This is a genomic window from Achromobacter sp. DH1f (assembly GCF_000633435.1).
GTDB lineage: Bacteria > Pseudomonadota > Gammaproteobacteria > Burkholderiales > Burkholderiaceae_B > Achromobacter > Achromobacter deleyi.
Genome location: NZ_AYMF01000024.1, coordinates 135,602 through 154,046, shown reverse-complemented (window position 1 = coordinate 154,046; position 18,445 = coordinate 135,602). Strand labels below are relative to the sequence as shown.

Below are 18,445 nucleotides of genomic sequence, written 5' to 3'. Positions count from 1 at the left end.
TCAATCCTCGCGATCCCGACCGCCGCGCGGCTCGGGACGTGCCGCCGATGCCGCCGCGACTCCCGCGGCGACCGGGGCCTTCCAGCGGGCGATCAGCCCCTGACGGGCGGGCGCGAGGGCTACCTTTTTAGTTGGAAATCGGGAATGCAATCTATGAACAAGAAAAGCGCTATGTGGCGCAGCGCGGCGGTGGTCACGCTGACGGCATCGGCTCTGACGTTGGCCGCTTGCGGCAAGAAGCAGGACGCGCCCCAGGCGGGCAAGCCGCAAGTGACGGTGGTGACGCTGACCACCAAGCCGGTTTCCCTGACCACCGAACTGCCCGGCCGCACCTCGCCTTTCCGCGTGGCTGAAGTCCGCCCGCAGGTCAACGGCATCGTGCAAAAGCGCCTGTTCACCGAAGGCGGCGAGGTCAAGGCGAACGAGCAGCTCTACCAGATCGACCCCGCGCTCTACCAGGCCAGCTTCGACAGCCAGAAGGCCGCGCTGGCGCGCGCCCAGGCGCAGCAAAAGACCGCCGCGCTGCTGGCCGAACGCTACAAGCCGCTGGTCGCCACCCGCGCCGTCAGCCAACAGACCTACGACAACGCCGTCGCCTCGCGCGACCAGGCCGTTGCCGACGTGCTGTCGGCCAAGGCCGCGCTGGACACCGCGCGCATCAACCTGGTCTATACCAAGGTGCTGTCGCCCATCGACGGCATCATCGGCCGCTCGGCCGTCACCGAAGGCGCGCTGGTCACGGCCAACCAGGCCACGGCCCTGGCCGCGGTCCAGCAGATCGACCCGATGTACGTCGACCTCACCCAATCCAGCGTCCAGCTGCTGCGCCTGCAGAATGCGCTGGCCAGCGGCCAGCTGAAAAAGGCTGAAGGCGAGCAGGCTGCGCTGGTGACGCTGACGCTGGAAGACGGTTCGCAATATACCCAGCAAGGCAAGCTGCAGTTCTCGGAAGTGACGGTGGACCAGGGCACGGGCTCGGTCACGCTGCGCGCCGTGTTCCCCAACCCCGATCGCCGGCTGCTGCCGGGCATGTTCGTGCGTGCCCGCCTGGTCGACGGCGTGGCGGCCGATGGCCTGCTGGTGCCGCAACGCGGCGTGACGCGCAACCAGCGCGGCCTGCCGACGGCCCTGGTGGTGAACGCCGAGAACAAAGTCGAACTGCGTGAACTCAAGACCGATCGCGCCATCGGCGACCAGTGGCTGGTTACCGACGGCCTGAAGGCCGGCGAAAAGGTCATCGTGGAAGGCGTGCAGATGGTGCGTCCGGGCGTTGAGGTGGTCGCCACCGAAGCCGGCGCCAAGTCGCCGCAGCAGCCGCAAGCGGGCGCCGCGGCCGCCAAGCAGTAGTCAGGGAGCCTTGCATGGCAAAGTTTTTTATCGAAAGACCGGTTTTCGCATGGGTGATCGCGATCGTGCTGATGATGGCCGGCGCGTTGTCCATCCTGAAACTGCCGGTTTCGCAATATCCGAATATCGCGCCGCCGGCCATCGGCATCGCGGTGACCTACCCGGGCGCGTCCGCGCAGACCGTGCAGGACACCGTGGTGCAGGTGATCGAGCAGCAGATGAACGGCCTTGACGGCCTGGAGTACATTTCCTCGGAAAGCAACTCCGACGGCAGCATGTCCATCACGCTGACGTTCCGCCAGGGCACCAACCCCGACACCGCCCAGGTGCAGGTGCAGAACAAGCTGTCGCTGGCGCAACCGCTCTTGCCGCAGGAAGTGCAGCAGCAGGGCATTCGCGTCACCAAGGCCACCAAGAACTTCCTGATCGTGGCGGGCTTCGTGTCCACCGACGGCACGATGACCAAGGACGACCTGGCCGACTACGTCGCCTCGTACGTCCAGGATCCCATCAGCCGTACCGAGGGCGTGGGTGACTTCCAGCTGTTCGGCTCGCAGTACGCCATGCGCATCTGGCTCGATCCGGCCAAGCTGGTGAACTACGGCCTGACCACGGTCGACGTGGTCAACGCCATCAAAGAGCAGAACGTCCAGGTGTCGTCCGGCCAGCTCGGCGGCCTGCCCGCCGTGCGCGGCCAGCAACTGAACGCCACCATCATCGGCCCCTCGCGCCTGGAAAAGCCGGAAGACTTCGGCCGCATCCTGCTCAAGGTCAATCCCGATGGTTCCCAGGTGCGCCTGGCCAACGTCGCCCGCATCGAACTGGGCGGCCAGACCTACGCCATCGACAGCTACTTCAACGGCAAGCCCGCTTCGGGCCTGGCGATCAAGCTGGCCCCGGGCGCCAACGCGCTGGATACGGCCCAGGCGGTGCGCGACACCATCAACAACCTGAAGCCTTACTTCCCGCCGGGCATGGACGTCGTCTATCCGTACGACACGACGCCGTTCGTCAGCCTGTCCATCGAGGAAGTGTTCAAGACGCTGATCGAAGCCATCATCCTGGTCTTCCTGGTGATGTACCTGTTCCTGCAGAACTTCCGCGCCACGTTGATTCCGACGCTGGCGGTGCCGGTGGTGCTGCTGGGTACGTTCGGCGTGTTGGCCGCGTTCGGCTATTCCATCAATACCTTGACGATGTTCGGCATGGTGCTGGCCATCGGCCTGTTGGTGGACGACGCCATCGTGGTGGTGGAAAACGTGGAACGGGTGATGGCCGAAGAGGGCTTGACGCCCAAGCAGGCCACGCGTAAATCCATGAGCCAGATCACCGGTGCGCTGGTCGGCATCGCCATGGTGCTGGCCGCCGTGTTCATCCCGATGGCGTTCTTTGGCGGCTCCACCGGCGTGATCTACCGCCAGTTCTCCATCACCATCGTGTCCTCGATGGTGCTGTCGGTGATCGTGGCCATCGTCTTCACGCCGGCCTTGTGCGCCACGCTGCTCAAGCCCATTCCCAAGGGGCACCACGGCACCAAGCGCGGCTTCTTCGGCTGGTTCAACCGCACGTTCGAGCGCAGCAGCAACGGCTACGCCAACACCGTGGCGCGCGGCCTGGGCCGCACCAAGCGCCTGATGGTGGTGTACCTGGCCATCGTCATCGCGATGGGCTGGATGTTCACCCGCATCCCGACCGCGTTCCTGCCGGGCGAAGACCAGGGCATTCTGTTCGCCCAGATCCAGACCCCCGCCGGCGCCACCGCTGAACGCACCAAGGCCGTCATCGACGAAGCCACCAACTACCTCCTGACCGAGGAAAAAGACGCCGTCACCTCCGTGTTCGCCGTCAACGGCTTCAACTTCGGCGGCCGCGGCCAGAACGCCTCGATCCTGTTCATCAAGCTGCGCGACTGGGAAGAGCGCGGAGACGCCAAGTTGAAGGCGGCCGCCGTGGCGGCGCGCGCCAACGCCCACTTCAGGAAGACCCAGCGCGACGCCCAGCTGTTCGTGGTGCCGCCGCCCTCGGTGATGGAACTGGGCAACGTCGACGGTTTCGACTTCCAGCTGATGGACCGAGCCGGCGTGGGCCATGACAAGCTGCTGGCCGCACGCAACCAGTTGCTGGGCGAAGCGGCGCAAAGCAAGATCCTGCAGGGCGTGCGCCCCAACGGCATCGAAGACGCGCCGCAGTACCAGCTGGACATCGACCGTGAAAAAGCGCGTGCGCTAGGCGTGTCCGTGTCGGACATCAACAGCACGCTGTCGACCGCGTGGGGCTCGTCGTACGTCAACGACTTCATCGATCGCGGCCGGGTCAAGAAGGTGTTTGCGCAGGGCGAAGCGTCCTCGCGCATGCTGCCCGACGACCTGGATAAATGGTACGTGCGCAACAACAACGGCGACATGGTGCCTTTCTCGGCGTTCGCCAAGGCCACCTGGAGCTTCGGCCCGCAAAAGCTGAACCGCTACAACGGCGTGCCGTCCTTCAACATCCAGGGCCAGGCGGCGCCGGGCTACAGCTCGGGCGCGGCCATGAACGAAATGGAACGCATCGCCAGCAAGCTGCCGGTGGGCGTCGGTTTCGAATGGACCGGCATGTCGTACGAAGAACGGCTGTCGGGCGCCCAGGCTCCCGCGCTGTACGCGATTTCGCTGATCGTGGTGTTCCTGTGCCTGGCGGCACTGTATGAAAGCTGGAGCATCCCGACGGCGGTCATGCTGGTGGTGCCGCTGGGGATCATCGGCGCGCTGGCGGCCACGCTGCTGCGCGGCCTGTCCAACGACGTGTACTTCCAGGTGGGCCTGTTGACGACAATCGGGCTGGCGGCCAAAAACGCCATCCTGATCGTGGAGTTCGCCAAAGAGCACTACGAGGCCGGCGCCAGCCTGACCGAATCGGCCATCCACGCGGCTCGCCAGCGTCTGCGCCCCATCCTGATGACGTCGCTGGCGTTCATCCTGGGCGTGGTGCCGCTCGCGATCTCGTCGGGCGCCGGTTCGGGCAGCCAGAACGCCATCGGTACCGGCGTGATCGGCGGCATGCTGACCGCGACCTTCCTGGCCATCTTCTTCGTCCCCGCGTTCTTCGTGATCATGCTGCGCCTGTTCAAGGTGGAACGCATGAGCGCGCGGCGCGACAAGCACGATCCCAGCGCCAACGATGCGCAGGACGTGTCCGTCGAAGGAAAACCGCAATGAAGCTTCAGATGAGAACCTTGCTGTCTGTTTCCCTGGCGGCGGCCCTGGCGGGCTGCTCGCTGGCCCCGACCTACGAGCGGCCCGATGCGCCGGTGTCCTCGTCGTACCCCACCGGTCCGTCCTACAAGGCGGACGCGGCGGGTACCGGCGTAGCCACCGCCGACATTGGCTGGCGCGACTTCTTCACCGATCCGCTGCTGCAGCAACTGATCGAGCAGTCGCTGGCCAACAACCGCGACCTGCGCGTGGCGGCCCTGAACGTCGAGGCTGCCCGGGCGCAATACCGCATCCAGCGCGCCGACCTGTTGCCCAGCGTGGGCATCGCCGGCAAGGAGACCGCGCAGCGCACGCCGGCCGACCTGTCGGCCAGCGGCCAGGCGTCCACCAGCCACAATTACCAGGTCGGCGCCGCGTTGTCGTCGTGGGAACTGGACCTGTTCGGCCGCATCCGCAGCCTGAGCGACAAGGCGCTGGAATCCTACCTGGCGCTGGACGAAACCCGTACGGCGACCCAGTTGACGCTGATCGCCGAAGTGGCCAACGCCTACTTGACGCTGCGCGCCGACCAGGAACTGCTGAACCTGACCCGCGACACCTTCAAGAGCCAGGACGATTCGTACAAGCTCACCAAGCAAAGCTTCGACCAGGGCCTGTCGACGGCGCTGGACCTGAGCCAGGCCGAAGTGTCGCTGCGCACCGCGCAGAGCAACCTGTCGCAATACACGCGCCAGGCCGCGCAGGACCGCAACGCGCTGGTACTGCTGGTGGGCCAGCCGCTGTCGCCGGACTTGACGGCGGCGCTGGACAACGCCGTCAAGCTGGACGACGGCATGCTGCCTACCGCCTTGCCGGCCGGGCTGCCGTCCGAACTGCTGGCGCGCCGCCCGGACATCCGCGCGGCCGAGCACCAGTTGAAGGGCGCCAACGCCAACATCGGCGCGGCGCGCGCCGCGTTCTTCCCGACCATCAGCCTGACCGGCAACGCCGGCACGGCCAGCGCCAGCCTGGGCGGCCTGTTCGACGGCGGTTCCGGGGCCTGGAGCTTCGTGCCCCAGATCACCGTGCCGATCTTCGCGGGCGGCTCGCTGCTGGCGAATCTGGACTTGGCCAAGGTGCAGAAGAACATCCAGGTCGCGCAGTACGAAAAGTCCATCCAGACGGGCTTTCGCGAGGTCGCCGACGCCCTGGCCGGGCGCGGCACGCTGGACGAGCAGATCCAGGCGCAACAGCTGCTGGTGTCCGCCAACCAGCGCGCCTACGACCTGTCCGACCAGCGTTTTCGCCAGGGTATCGACGACTACCTGACGGTGCTGGACTCGCAGCGTTCGCTGTACAACGCCCAGCAGACGCTGGTGAACACGCGCCTGACGCGCCTGTCGAACCTGGTGACCTTGTACAAGGTGCTGGGCGGCGGCTGGACCGAGCGCACCGTCACCGCGGCGCAGCCTGGCTGACGCTGCATCCGGCATGGTGCACCGCCTCGCAGCACGGGGCGGCGCAAAAAAAAGCGGGCCGATCGAAAGATCGGCCCGCTTTGTTTCTGGCGTGCGCGACGGAGCGTCAGCCGCGTTTCTTGGTGACCAGGCCGACCACGAACAAGACGATGATCGCGCCGACGACGGAACCGATCCAGCCTGCCGGTTCGCCGGGGGCATACCAGCCCAGGTTCTGGCCCAGGAAACCGGCCACGACGGCGCCGATGATGCCCAGGATGGTGGTCATGATGATCCCCATGTTCTGGTCTCCGGGCATGATCGCGCGGGCGATCAGGCCCACGATGAACCCGACGATGATCATGATGATGATGCTCATGCGCGTACTCCTTGCGAGGGTAAAGGGGCAATGCGTCCTGATATTACTCACGCGCGCCGCGCAGGGGCTGTAACAACTGGTATGTGGGGCGAGGGCGCAACATGCTGCGCCGCATCGTGCCGGTGTCGTGCGGGTGAAGCAATCGTCAGGACGTCAGGTCGATCAGCTGGCGCAGGTCGTGGGTCAGCGTCTCGATGCTGTCGGTGTCCGAGGCCAGCAGCCGCGCGCGGCCTTCCTTGTCGAATATATACACGCCGCGGCTGTGCGTGACTTCGTACTGGTCGGCATCGTCGCCCGGCCTGGGCTTTTCGATCTGGTAGGCCACGCGGTAGCGCCGCGCCAGGTCGGCCACCTGCTTTTCGTTGCCGGTCACGCCGATGGCGTTGTTGTTGAAGGCGTTGACGTAGGCCTGCAGGATGTCGGGCGTATCGCGGTGCGGATCGACGCTGACGAACAGGATGCGCACGTCGCGGGCCTTGTCCCCCAGGTTCTGCAACACGGCCGACAGCTGCGCCATGGTGGTGGGGCAGATGTCCGGGCAACTGGCGTAACCGAAGAACAGCAGTACTGTCTTGCCCTTCAGGTCGTCGCTGCTGACCGTCTTGCCGCCGGCGCCCGGCAACGAGAACTTCAGGTCGGGCAGATGGCCGCGAACGTTGTACAGCTTCCAGTCGACGTTGCGGTCGCCGCACGCGGCAAGCAGTACGCACAGGGCCAGCAGCAGGCCGCGCCAGGCGCGGCCGGTGTTCAGGTGTCGCATGAGTTCCATCGCCGGTTGGGGGATAAACCCGTCGATTCTACCTGCTTGGGTGGGGGCGGCCGGCGGGGCGGCAGACGCGGACTTGTCCTGGCGCAAAGGGCACTTGTGAAGCTTTGTCTGAATATTGTTGGCCTTCTGCCAAAACGGCCCCTGCGGGGCGCGGCAGGGCATACATTCAGGGCCGTGTCAGTAACCGAACCGGCGAGGCGTCATCCATGAATACTGCGGCCACCCATGCGCTGGGCTATCCCTATTTTCCGTATTACCCGGTAGTGCTGGACATCCTGCGCAGCCGGCGCGCCGACAGCGTGCTGGACGCCCCGTGCAATCGCGGCTGGCTGGGCGACATGGCGCGCCCAGCCACGGGGCGTGACGTCGAGGTGGACGGCATCGGCCCGGCCGCCTTGCCCGAATCGGCCAATGGCTATCGCCGGCTGACGGTACACGACCTGGAATCGCCGCTGCCCGTGCCGGCACCCTACGACGCGGTCGTCTGCAGCGAAGCCATCCATCAGGCGACCGATCCCGGCCTGCTGGTCCAGGCGTTGCGCCAAGCGTTGCGCCCCGGCGGCACGCTGGTGGTGACCGCGCCGAATGCGGCCGATGTGCGTGCCCGGCTTCGGGCGCTCAAGCGCGGGTTCCAGGCCGGTCCCTCGGCGCAATCGAACCCGCCCGGCAGCACCGCGAGTGCGATGCCGTTGCCCTGGGGCTTCGCGCAATTGCATCGGCTGCTGGCGGACCAGGGCTTTGCTGATATCACCCTGCACAATGTGGTCGAAGCCGGCCAGGGCCCCTGGCTGGACCGGCTGCTGGCGTGGCCGGCACGGCGCGATTGCCAAGTCCGCCTCAAACGCGCCCAGGACGAACCCAGCCGCCATTTCTGGCGGCAGGCTGGGTCGGATTCATCGCTGCACGGGCGCTGGCTGGTGGTGTCAGCGCGCCGGCCCGGCGGGCAGTAACGCTGCGCGCCGACCTCAGGCCGGCTGCATGCCGCTGTGACGCAGCAAGGCGTCGATGCGTGGCGCACGGCCGCGGAACGCGGCGAACGATTCGGCGGCCGGGCGCGAACCGCCCACCGCCAGCACTTCGCGCCGGAAACGCGCGCCCGTAGCCGGGTCCAGCGTGCCCAGGGCGTTGCCAGCTTGGCCAGCGGCCGCTTCTTCAAAGGCCTCGTAAGCGTCGGCGGACAGCACCTCGGCCCACTTGTAGCTGTAGTAGCCCGCGCCGTAGCCGCCTGCGAACAGGTGCGAGAACGCGTGCGGCAGGCGGTGCCAGGCCGGCGGGAACAGCACCGCGACCTCGCTGCGTACCTGCTGCAGCAGGGCCAGCACTTCGTCGATGGACGCACCCTTGGTGCGGTCGTGCATCAACATGTCGAACAGCGCGAATTCGATCTGGCGCACGGTCTGCATGCCGCTCTGGTAGTTGCGGGCAGCGACCAGGCGGTCGTAGAGCGCGCGCGGCAGTGGTTCGCCGGTATCGACGTGGGCCGACAGCTTTTGCACCACGGCCCATTCCCAGCAGAAATTTTCCATGAACTGCGAGGGCAGTTCGATGGCGTCCCATTCGACGCTGGCGAAGGCGGCGGCGCCGGGCTCGTCCACTTCGGACAGGAGCGCGTGCAGGGCGTGGCCGGTTTCGTGGAACAGGGTGATGACGTCATCGTGCGTCAGCACGGCGGCGCGGTCGCCGTTGGGGCGAGAGAAATTGCAGGTCAGGTAGGCGATGGGCGTCTGCACGCGGCCGGCCACGACGCGGCGGGTGCGCTCGCTGTCGACCCAGGCGCCGCTTTGCTTGCCCGAGCGGGCGTACAGGTCCAGGTACAGATAGCCGATCAGGTCGCCCTTGGGGCTTTCGACGCGCACGCCGCGCACGTCCGCATGCCAGGACGACACCGGGGTTTCGGCCAGGCGCACGTCGAACAGCGTTTCGATGACCTCGAACAGGCCGGCCAGCACGCGCGGTTCGGTGAAGTACTGCTTGACCTCGTCTTCCGAATACGCGTAGCGCGATTCGCGCAGGCGTTCGGACGCATAGCCCACGTCCCAGGGTTGCAGGTCGGCCAGGCCGAGTTCGGCGGCGGCGTAGGCCTTCAGTTCGGCCAGGTCGCGTTCGGCGTAGGGCTTGGCGCGCGCGGCCAGGTCGCGCAGGAAACCGGTGACTTCGGCGGCGTCGCGCGCCATGCGGGTCTGCAGGCGCAGCGCGGCAAACGTGCCCAGGCCCAAGAGGTTCGATTCTTCGGCGCGCAGCGACAGCAGTTCTTCGATCAGCGGGGAATTGTCGAACTGGGCATCGCCCTGTTCAGAGGCCACCGTGCCGTAGCCGCGGTACAGCGCTTCGCGCAGCGTGCGGTCCTGCGCGTACTGCATCACCGGCAGGTAGCAGGGCATCTTCAGCGTCAGCTTCCAGCCGGTCTGGCCGTCTTCGTCGGCGGCGGCGCGGGCGGCGGCCAGCACGTCGGCCGGAATGCCCTTCAGGCGGGATTCGTCCTCGACCACCAGCGACCAGGCGTCGATGGCGTCCAGCACGTTTTCAGAGAATTTCTGCGAGGCCTGGGCTTCGCGGTCGGAAATCGCGGCATAGCGCTCGCGGTCGGCGCCGCGCAATTCGACGCCGCTCAGGCGGAAGTCGCGCAGGGCCATTTCCACGATGCGTCGGCGCACCGGCGTCCACGATGCGAAATCGGGCGCGGCGGCCAGCCGCTGGTACTGCTGGTACAGGCCTTCGTGCAGACCGACCCAGGTGGAAAACTCGGTCACCAGCGGCAGGGCGGCGTTGTAGGCCTCGCGCAGTTCGGGCGTGTTGACCACGGCGTTCAGGTGGCCGGCCACCGACCAGGCGCGCCACAGGCGTTCGGACGCCGTGTCCAGCGGCTCGACCACGGCTTCCCAGGTGGGCGCCAGCGCCGGGTCGGCGGCGCGGTCCACGGCCTGGCGGGCGATGCCCAGCAGTTCTTCGATGGCCGGCACCACGTGGGCGGGCTTGACCGCCTGGTAATCGACCAGTTCGGAGACGGGGGCGAGCAGGGGATTCTGGGTCATGGCGTTACCAATTGCGTAAGAGGGGGGGCGGGCAGCACGCGAGCGCACCGGCAAACATAAGGATCAGGTTGGGGCGGCGCGCCGAAAAGCAAGGGCGTCGCTTGCCGCAGGCGCGCGGGCCGCGGCGGGTGACCCTGGCCGCGCCCAGAAACGATTATGGGTTTGCCCCCCGTCCCTCGAAAGGGCGCGGGGCAAACCCACAGGGGCGCCGCAGCAGGGCAGGCGGCCGGCTTCAGGCAGCGGCCCGTTCCGCCGCTTCGACGGTGTTGACCAGCAGCATGGCGATGGTCATGGGGCCTACGCCGCCCGGCACGGGCGTGATGGCGCCGGCCACCTGGCTGGCGGATGCAAAGTCCACGTCGCCGCACAGCTTGCCGTCGGCGCCGCGGTTGATGCCGACGTCGATGACGACGGCGCCGGGCTTGATCATCGAGCCGTCGATCATGCCGGGCTTGCCGGTGGCGACCACCAGGACGTCGGCGCGGCGGGTCTGGGCCGCCAGGTCGCGCGTCTTGGAGTTGCAGATCGTGATGGTGGCGCCGGCGGCCAGCAGCAGCATGGCCATGGGCTTGCCGACGATGTTGCTGGCGCCCACGATGACGGCTTCGGCGCCGCGCAGGGCCACGCCTTCGGATTCCAGCATCTTCATCACGCCGTAGGGCGTGCAGGGGCGGAACAGCGGCTGGCCCGTCATGAGCAGGCCGGCGTTGCTGATGTGAAAGCCGTCCACGTCCTTGTCGGCCGCGATGGCTTCGATGACCTTGTGGGAATCCATGTGCTTGGGCAGCGGCAGCTGCACCAGGATGCCGTGGATGGACGGATCGCGGTTCAGCGTGTCGATGCGGGCCAGCAGGTCGGCCTCGGTCATGTCGGCGGGGTACTGCTCTTTCACGGAGTGCAGTCCGGCCTTTTCGCAGGCCGCGACCTTGTTGCGGACATACACTTGCGACGCCGGGTCTTCGCCGACCAGCACCACGGCCAGCCCGGGGCGCGTGCCCTTGGCGGCCAGGGCGGCGACGCGTTGGGCGACTTCTTCGCGAATGCGCAGCGACAATGCCACGCCATCGATAATCCTAGCGGTCATGCGTGAGCCTCGGGTTTGGCCAAGGCCACTTTCATCAAATCAGCAACGGTGGTCACTTCAAGTTTTTCCATGATGTTGGCGCGGTGCGCCTCGACGGTCTTGATGCTGATGCCCAGGTCGTCGGCGATCTGCTTGTTCAAGCGGCCGGCGACGATGCGCTCCAGCACCTGCTGCTCGCGCGCGGTCAGGCGCGCCAGCATGGCTTCGTGGTCCTTCTGGGCCTGGTGCTTGCTCACGCGTTGCGTGGCCTGCTCAAGCATGCGCGCCACGATTTCGCGCAGGTCGGATTCGTTGAACGGCTTTTCCAGGAAGTCGACGGCGCCTTTCTTCATGGTCGACACGGCCATGGGCACGTCGCCGTGGCCGGTGATGAAGACGATGGGCAGCGGGGCGTTGCGGGCGATGAGCTGCTCTTGCAGTTCCAGGCCGCTCATGCCGGGCATGCGCACGTCGGCGATCAGCACCCCGATCTGGCTGGCGTCGTAGTCTTCCAGGAAGGATTCGCCGCTGGCGTAGGCGCGGACGCGATAGCCGTTGGCTTCCAGCAGCCAGCGCAGCGAATCGCGGACCGCTTCGTCGTCATCAACAATGAATACCGTGCTCGACAGGTGGGGCGTGTTCATGCGTGCAACTCCTCGGACTGATCATTCTGAGCCTGCGTCTGAGACGCAGCGCAGGGCAGGGTAAAGCGGAAAATAGTACCGCCGGCGGGATTGGGGTCCGCCCAAAGGCGGCCGTGGTGCGATTCGATAATGGTACGGCAGATATTCAGTCCCATGCCCAGGCCCTGGGTCTTGGTGCTGAAGAAGGGTTCGAACAGGCGTTCCGGCTCGGCCAGGCCGTGGCCGCGGTCGACCACCGCCACTTCGATGTGCTGTTCGTGCAGGATGACCGCCACCTTGAGCTCGTCGGACTCGCTCTTTTCCATGGCTTCCAGGCCATTCTTGAGCAAATTCAGCAACACCTGTTCGATCAGGATGGGGTCGGCCAGGACGTCGGGCGCGTTGGACGGCACGAAGCTGTCGATGCGGATGCGGCGCTTGCGGGCGTCGATTTCGGCAAAACCGATGGCGTTGTCGACAATGCGGCCGATGGCCACGCGCTGGCGGCGCGGCTCGCTGCGCTTCACGAATTCGCGGATGCGGCTGATGATCTTGCCGGCGCGCTCGGCCTGCGAGGCGGCCTTTTCCAGGGCGGGCAACAGCATGTTGGGGCTGGTGTGGCCGGCCTTGACCAGGGCCACGGCGCCCATGCTGTAGTTGGCGATGGCGGTCAGGGGCTGGTTCAGCTCGTGCGCCAGCGACGACGCCATTTCGCCCATGGTGGTCAGGCGGCTGGTCAGCTGGATCTTTTCCTGCTGCACGCGCGAGGCTTCTTCGTGGCCGCGGCGTTCGGTGATGTCGCGCGCCACCTGCATGCGCACGCGGCGCCCGTCGGTCCAGGCCAGCATGCGGTGGTGCACTTCGAACCAGCGCTGCACCGATGGCGCGAACACTTCGACGGACTCGTCGGTGAAGCGGCCGCGGCGGCCGGCCAGCAGTTCGTCGTGGCCGCCCGTCTGGGCGCCGAACACGCGGCGGTAGGTGCGGTTGGCGAACAGCAGCTCAAGCCCGTCATGGGTATCGGCCGTGACCGAGATGGCGTCGTCCAGGCCTTCCAGCACGGTCATGAAGCGTTCGTGGGCGGCCGTCAGGGCCTCGCGGATGCGCTTGGGCTCGGTGATGTCGGTCATGGAGGTCATCCAGCCGATCTGGTTGCCGTTGGGGTCCAGCAGGGGCGACACGTACATGCGCGCCGTGAAGCGCGAGCCGTCGCGCCGCTGGGCTTCGACTTCCAGGCCGCTGCTGGGCGTCTTGCCGGACATCAGCACGTCCAGCGTGTGCTGGTGCTGCTCGTGGCGGCCGGGGACCCAATACGGGAAGGGCGGGCTGCGGCCGATCAGGTCGGCCTCGTTCCAGCCGATCATGCGGCAGAACGCCGGGTTGACGTAGGCGATGCGGCCTTCCATGTCGAGCACCCGCATGCCGGTGGACATGGAGTTTTCCATGGCGCGGCGAAAACCCGTTTCGGCGATGAGCGCGGCCTCGGCCGCCGACCGGAAGCGGGTATAGCGCCACAGCATCAGGAGGCTGATGACGATCACGCAGGACAGCGCCAGCACCACCCAGATCAGGCGCTGCTGCCGCATTTCCTGGTCGATGGTCACGAACATGACGCTGTCGTCATGGATGCGCTGCAACCAGAAGAACACCCCCATCACACAGATATAGAGGATCAGCACCATCGCGGGCGTGACCCAGTACACCCCGCGGCGGCGCGTGCGGGCGTGGTCGTGGAACGGCGTGGGTATATTGGACTTGGGCGCGCTGGACATGGAATTCGGGCCGGATAGGGCGGGCATTTTTCATTGCCGAGCCGCCTCAAGATGAAAACGACCCCGCGGGGGCAGCAAGCCGAAGGCGCGGCGTGGGGGGCATTTTAATGCGTGTCGGAACGGAATTGCCGGGAATCAAGCCCGCGAACCAGGAGATCGGCTAAAAAAGTGGCTCTCCTCCTTTTCAGCTTGCGTTCATATTTTCGCATTATGAAATGCCGTACCGCAACATGAAATTTTCCTTGCGACCGGTTAATCTTCTTTCTTAGAATGCCGGCTGATAGAGAGATACCGCTCATCTAGTAGCCGGTCTCTAGCACAACACCCCGACCCATGCATGGCAGGGTAGCCCGGATGATCCCAGCTACCATGGCGTGTCCGCGAGTAGATCAAATAAGCGGGTGTGGTCACGAACGAACCCCAACAGGAGACACACGATGTCCTCTTTCGCCCAGGCTGGCGCCGTGCAGGCTGCCAACGACGAAGACACCCTTGAAACCCAGGAGTGGCTCGAAGCCCTGGCGGCAGTCCTTGATCGCGAAGGACCGCAGCGCGCACATTACCTGCTGGAACGCCTGATCGACGAAGCCCGTCGCTCCGGCGCCCACATCCCGTTCTCGCCGAATACCGCTTACGTCAACACGATTCCCCCGGGCCTGGAGCCCGCGCATCCGGGCAACCTGGAACTGGAATCGCGCATTCGTTCGTACGTGCGCTGGAACGCCATGGCCATGGTGGTCAAGGCCAACAAGCACAACCCGCCGGACGGCGGCGACCTGGGCGGCCACATCGCGTCGTTCGCCTCGCTGGCCACCATGATCGGCTGCGGCCAGAACCACTTCTGGCACGCCGAAGCCGAAGGCCACGGCGGCGACCTGGTCTACTTCCAGGGCCACACCTCGCCCGGCATGTATGGCCGCGCCTACCTTGAAGGCCGCCTCACCGAAGAGCAGTTGAACCACTTCCGTCAGGAAGTGGACGGCAAGGGCCTGTCGTCGTACCCGCATCCGAAGCTGATGCCCGACTTCTGGCAGTTCCCCACGGTGTCGATGGGCCTGGGCCCGCTGATGGCCATCTACCAGGCCCGCTTTCTGAAGTACCTGCACGCCCGCGGCATCGCCGACACCAGCAACCGCAAGGTCTGGGTGTTCTGCGGCGACGGCGAAATGGACGAACCCGAGTCGCTGGGCGCCATCGCCCTGGCGGCCCGCGAAAAGCTCGACAACCTGATCTTCGTCGTCAACTGCAACCTGCAGCGCCTGGACGGCCCGGTGCGCGGCAACGGCAAGATCATCCAGGAACTCGAAGGCGACTTCCGCGGTTCGGGCTGGAACGTCATCAAGCTGATCTGGGGCGGCTACTGGGACCCGCTGCTGGCGCACGACAAGGAAGGCATCCTGCGCAAGATCATGGAAGACACCGTCGATGGCGAGTACCAGGCGTACAAGGCCAACGACGGCAAGTTCGTCCGTGAGCACTTCTTCGGCAAGCACCCCAAGCTGCTCGAAGCCGTGTCGCGCATGAGCGACGAAGACATCTGGCGCCTGAACCGCGGCGGCCATGATCCCCACAAGGTCTTTGCCGCGTTCGACGCCGCGACCAGCCACACCGGTCAGCCGACCGTCATCCTGGCCAAGACCATCAAGGGCTACGGCATGGGCCACGTGGGCCAGGCCAAGAACCCGACCCACCAGCAAAAGAAGCTGGAACTGGACTCGATCCGCGAATTCCGCGACCGCTTCGGCATCCCCATCCCGGACGACCAGCTGGCCGATCTGCCGTACTTCAAGCCGGCCGAAGATTCGCCCGAAATGAAGTACCTGCACGAGCGCCGCGCCGCGCTGGGCGGCTATCTGCCGCGCCGCCGCGCCAAGGCCGACGAGCAACTGAAGGCGCCCGCCCTGGAAGCCTTCAAGGCCGTGCTGGAACCCACCGCCGAAGGCCGTGAGATCTCCACCACCCAAGCTTTCGTGCGCATCCTGAACCAGGTGCTGCGCGACAAGGAACTGGGTCCGCGCGTCGTGCCGATCCTGGCCGACGAATCGCGTACCTTCGGCATGGAAGGCCTGTTCCGCCAGATCGGCATCTACGCGCCGGAAGGCCAGAAGTACACCCCGGTCGACAAGGACCAGGTCATGTACTACAAGGAAGCGGCCGACGGCCAGCTCCTGCAGGAAGGCATCAACGAAGCGGGCGCGATGAGCTCCTGGATTGCGGCGGCCACGTCGTACTCCTCGAACAACCGCATCATGATCCCGTTCTTCATCTACTACTCGATGTTCGGGTTCCAGCGCATCGGCGACCTGGCCTGGGCTGCCGGCGACATGCAGGCGCGCGGCTTCCTCCTGGGCGGCACCGCGGGCCGCACCACGCTGAACGGCGAAGGCCTGCAGCACGAAGACGGCCACAGCCATATCCTGGCCTCGACCATCCCCAACTGCGTCTCGTACGACCCGACGTTCGGCCATGAACTGGCCGTCATCATCCAGCATGGCCTGAAGCGCATGGTGGAAGACCAGGAAAACGTCTACTACTACCTGACGGTGATGAACGAAAACTACCCGCAGCCCGGTCTGACCCAGGGCGACGAGGAAGGCATCATCAAGGGCATGTACAAGCTCAAGTCGCACGGCAAGGGCAAGAACCGCGTGCAACTGATGGGTTCGGGCACGATCCTGCGCGAAGTCATGGCCGCGCAAGAGCTGCTGGAAGCCGATTGGGGCGTGGCATCCGACCTCTGGAGCGTCACCAGCTTCACCGAGCTGCGCCGCAACGGCCTGGACGCCGAGCGCCACAACATGCTGCACCCCGACGAGAAGAAGCCCCAGGTGGCCTACGTCACCGAGCAGCTGGCCAAGACGGAAGGCCCGATCATCGCGTCGACCGACTACATGAAGCTGTTCGCCGACCAGATCCGCCCGTTCGTGCCCAAGGGCCGCGAATACAAGGTGCTGGGTACCGACGGTTTCGGCCGCTCGGATTTCCGTGCCAAGCTGCGTGAGCACTTCGAAGTGGATCGCCACTTCGTCGTGGTCGCCGCGCTGCGCGCGCTGGCCGACGAAGGCAAGGTGCCGGTTGCCAAGGTGGCCGAAGCCATCAAGAAGTACGGCATCAATCCGAACAAAGCCAACCCGCAATACGCCTGAGGGTAAAGAGACATGAGCAACGTCGTGCAAATCAAGGTTCCCGACATCGGCGACTTCAAGGAAGTGGAAGTCATTGAAGTGCTGGTGGCGGTGGGCGACACGATCAAGGCCGAGCAGAGCCTGATTACCGTCGAGTCCGACAAGGCCTCGATGGAAATCCCCGCCTCGCAGGGCGGGGTGGTGAAGTCGATCACGGTCAAGGTCGGCGACAAGGTCGCCGAAGGCGCCGTGGTGCTCGAAGTGGAAGCATCGGACGCTGCCGCGCCGGCCGCCAAGGAAGAAGCCCCCAAGGCCGAAGCCAAGGACGCGCCCAAGCAGGCTGCCGCCGCTGCGCCCGCCGCCAAGGCGCAAGCGGCCGCGCCGGCCGCCGCCAGCGGCCCGATCGAGATCGAAGTGCCGGACATCGGCGACTTCAAGGAAGTGGAAGTCATCGAAGTCATGGTCGCCGTGGGCGACACCATCAAGGCCGAGCAAAGCCTGATCACCGTCGAGTCCGACAAGGCCTCGATGGAAATTCCCGCCTCGCAAGGCGGCGTGGTCAAGGAAGTGAAGGTCAAGGTTGGCGACAAGGTCGCCAAGGGCTCGATCGTGGTCGTGGTGGAAGGCAGCGCGCCTGCCGCTGCAGCTGCTACTGCTTCTGCCACCAAGACCGAAGCCGCTGCCGCCCCGAAGGCCGAAGCCAGGACGGAAGCCGCCCCGGCCGCGCCCGCCTCGCGCCCGGCCCCGGCCGCCGCGCTGGAAGACGCCAACCTCAAGCCCGGCCAGCTGCCGCACGCATCGCCGTCGGTGCGCAAGTTCGCCCGCGAACTGGGGGTGAACCTCAGCCGCGTCAAGGGTTCCGGTCCCAAAGACCGCATCACCGCCGAGGACGTGCGCGCCTTCGTCAAGCAGGCCCTGTCGTCGTCGGCCGCGCCTGCCGCCGCCGGTGGTTCGGCCGACGGCGCCGCGCTGGGCCTGTTGCCGTGGCCCAAGGTCGACTTCACCAAGTTCGGTCCGGTCGAAGCCAAGCCCTTGTCGCGCATCAAGAAGATTTCCGGCGCGAACCTGCACCGCAACTGGGTCATGATCCCGCACGTCACCAACAACGACGAAGCGGACATCACCGACCTGGAAGCGCTGCGCGTCACGCTGAACAAGGAAAACGAGAAGTCGGGCATCAAGGTCACGATGCTGGCTTTCCTGATCAAGGCCGTGGTGGCGGCCCTGAAGAAATTCCCCGAGTTCAACGCCTCGCTGGATGGCGACAACCTGGTGCTCAAGCAGTACTACCACATCGGTTTCGCCGCCGATACGCCCAACGGGCTGGTGGTGCCGGTGATCCGCGATGCCGACAAGAAGGGCATTTTGCAGATCGCCCAGGAAATGACCGACCTGTCCAAGAAAGCGCGCGACGGCAAGATCTCGCCCGCCGACATGCAGGGCGGCTGCTTCTCGATCTCGTCGCTGGGCGGCATTGGCGGCACGTCGTTCACGCCGATCATCAACGCGCCCGAAGTGGCCATCCTGGGCGTGTCGCGTTCGGCGCACAAGCCCGTCTGGGACGGCAAGCAGTTCGTGCCGCGCCTGATCGTGCCGCTGTCGCTGTCCTATGACCACCGCGTCATCGACGGCGCCTCGGCTGCCCGCTTCAACGCCTATCTGGGCGCCTTGCTGGCCGACTTCCGCCGCATCGCGCTGTAAACGG

Annotated in this window: 12 protein-coding genes; 6 read left to right on the top strand and 6 right to left on the bottom strand. The window is 66.0% G+C overall.

What is annotated here, in order from left to right:
- Window positions 1–153 precede the first annotated feature (153 nt).
- Genes U858_RS0119970 through adeC form a run of 3 tightly spaced genes read left to right on the top strand, consistent with a single transcriptional unit; the run spans window position 154 to window position 5,998 of the window.
- Window positions 154–1,347: an efflux RND transporter periplasmic adaptor subunit gene (locus tag U858_RS0119970; RefSeq protein WP_025138931.1), complete on the top strand. Its 1,194-nt coding sequence runs from the start codon at window positions 154–156 to the stop codon at window positions 1,345–1,347.
- 14 nt (window positions 1,348–1,361) lie between these two features.
- On the top strand, window positions 1,362–4,544 hold the full coding sequence (locus U858_RS0119965) for an efflux RND transporter permease subunit (protein WP_025138930.1): 3,183 nt from the start codon (window positions 1,362–1,364) through the stop codon (window positions 4,542–4,544).
- A complete protein-coding gene (gene adeC, locus U858_RS0119960; RefSeq protein ID WP_025138929.1) occupies window positions 4,541–5,998 on the top strand; it encodes an AdeC/AdeK/OprM family multidrug efflux complex outer membrane factor in 1,458 nt (485 codons plus the stop codon). Before U858_RS0119965 ends, adeC begins: the two co-directional genes overlap by 4 nt.
- 106 nt (window positions 5,999–6,104) lie before the next feature.
- On the opposite strand, the gene U858_RS0119955 is transcribed toward adeC, so the two are convergent.
- Window positions 6,105–6,356 (bottom strand): GlsB/YeaQ/YmgE family stress response membrane protein, encoded by a 252-nt coding sequence (locus tag U858_RS0119955; protein ID WP_025138928.1) that lies wholly within the window; start codon window positions 6,354–6,356, stop codon window positions 6,105–6,107.
- Between the two features lie 145 nt (window positions 6,357–6,501).
- Window positions 6,502–7,116 carry an SCO family protein gene (locus U858_RS0119950; protein WP_025138927.1) on the bottom strand — a complete coding sequence of 205 codons (615 nt, stop codon included), beginning with the start codon at window positions 7,114–7,116 and terminating at the stop codon, window positions 6,502–6,504.
- 215 nt (window positions 7,117–7,331) lie between these two features.
- On the opposite strand from U858_RS0119950, the gene U858_RS33790 reads away from it, so the two are divergent.
- Window positions 7,332–8,075 (top strand): bifunctional 2-polyprenyl-6-hydroxyphenol methylase/3-demethylubiquinol 3-O-methyltransferase UbiG, encoded by a 744-nt coding sequence (locus U858_RS33790; protein ID WP_025138926.1) that lies wholly within the window; start codon window positions 7,332–7,334, stop codon window positions 8,073–8,075.
- Window positions 8,076–8,090: 15 nt separating this feature from the next.
- Here the strand turns inward: U858_RS33790 and U858_RS0119940 are convergent, their stop codons facing one another.
- The 4 genes from U858_RS0119940 to U858_RS0119925 form a co-directional block, all read right to left on the bottom strand.
- A complete protein-coding gene (locus U858_RS0119940) occupies window positions 8,091–10,157 on the bottom strand; it encodes a M3 family metallopeptidase (protein ID WP_025138925.1) in 2,067 nt (688 codons plus the stop codon).
- A 232-nt stretch (window positions 10,158–10,389) separates the two neighbouring features.
- On the bottom strand, window positions 10,390–11,241 hold the full coding sequence (folD, locus tag U858_RS0119935; protein ID WP_025138924.1) for a bifunctional methylenetetrahydrofolate dehydrogenase/methenyltetrahydrofolate cyclohydrolase FolD: 852 nt from the start codon (window positions 11,239–11,241) through the stop codon (window positions 10,390–10,392).
- The gene (locus U858_RS0119930; protein WP_006219003.1) at window positions 11,238–11,864 is read right to left on the bottom strand and encodes a response regulator transcription factor; all 627 of its coding nucleotides are present in this window, start codon (window positions 11,862–11,864) and stop codon (window positions 11,238–11,240) included. Before U858_RS0119930 ends, folD begins: the two co-directional genes overlap by 4 nt.
- Window positions 11,861–13,615 carry a PAS domain S-box protein gene (locus tag U858_RS0119925; protein WP_025138923.1) on the bottom strand — a complete coding sequence of 585 codons (1,755 nt, stop codon included), beginning with the start codon at window positions 13,613–13,615 and terminating at the stop codon, window positions 11,861–11,863. Before U858_RS0119925 ends, U858_RS0119930 begins: the two co-directional genes overlap by 4 nt.
- A 437-nt stretch (window positions 13,616–14,052) precedes the next feature.
- Between U858_RS0119925 and aceE the strand changes: the two genes are divergently transcribed.
- Window positions 14,053–16,761: a pyruvate dehydrogenase (acetyl-transferring), homodimeric type gene (aceE, locus tag U858_RS0119920; protein WP_025138922.1), complete on the top strand. Its 2,709-nt coding sequence runs from the start codon at window positions 14,053–14,055 to the stop codon at window positions 16,759–16,761.
- Window positions 16,762–16,773: 12 nt separating this feature from the next.
- On the top strand, window positions 16,774–18,441 hold the full coding sequence (aceF, locus tag U858_RS0119915; RefSeq protein ID WP_025138921.1) for a dihydrolipoyllysine-residue acetyltransferase: 1,668 nt from the start codon (window positions 16,774–16,776) through the stop codon (window positions 18,439–18,441).
- Window positions 18,442–18,445: the final 4 nt, after the last annotated feature.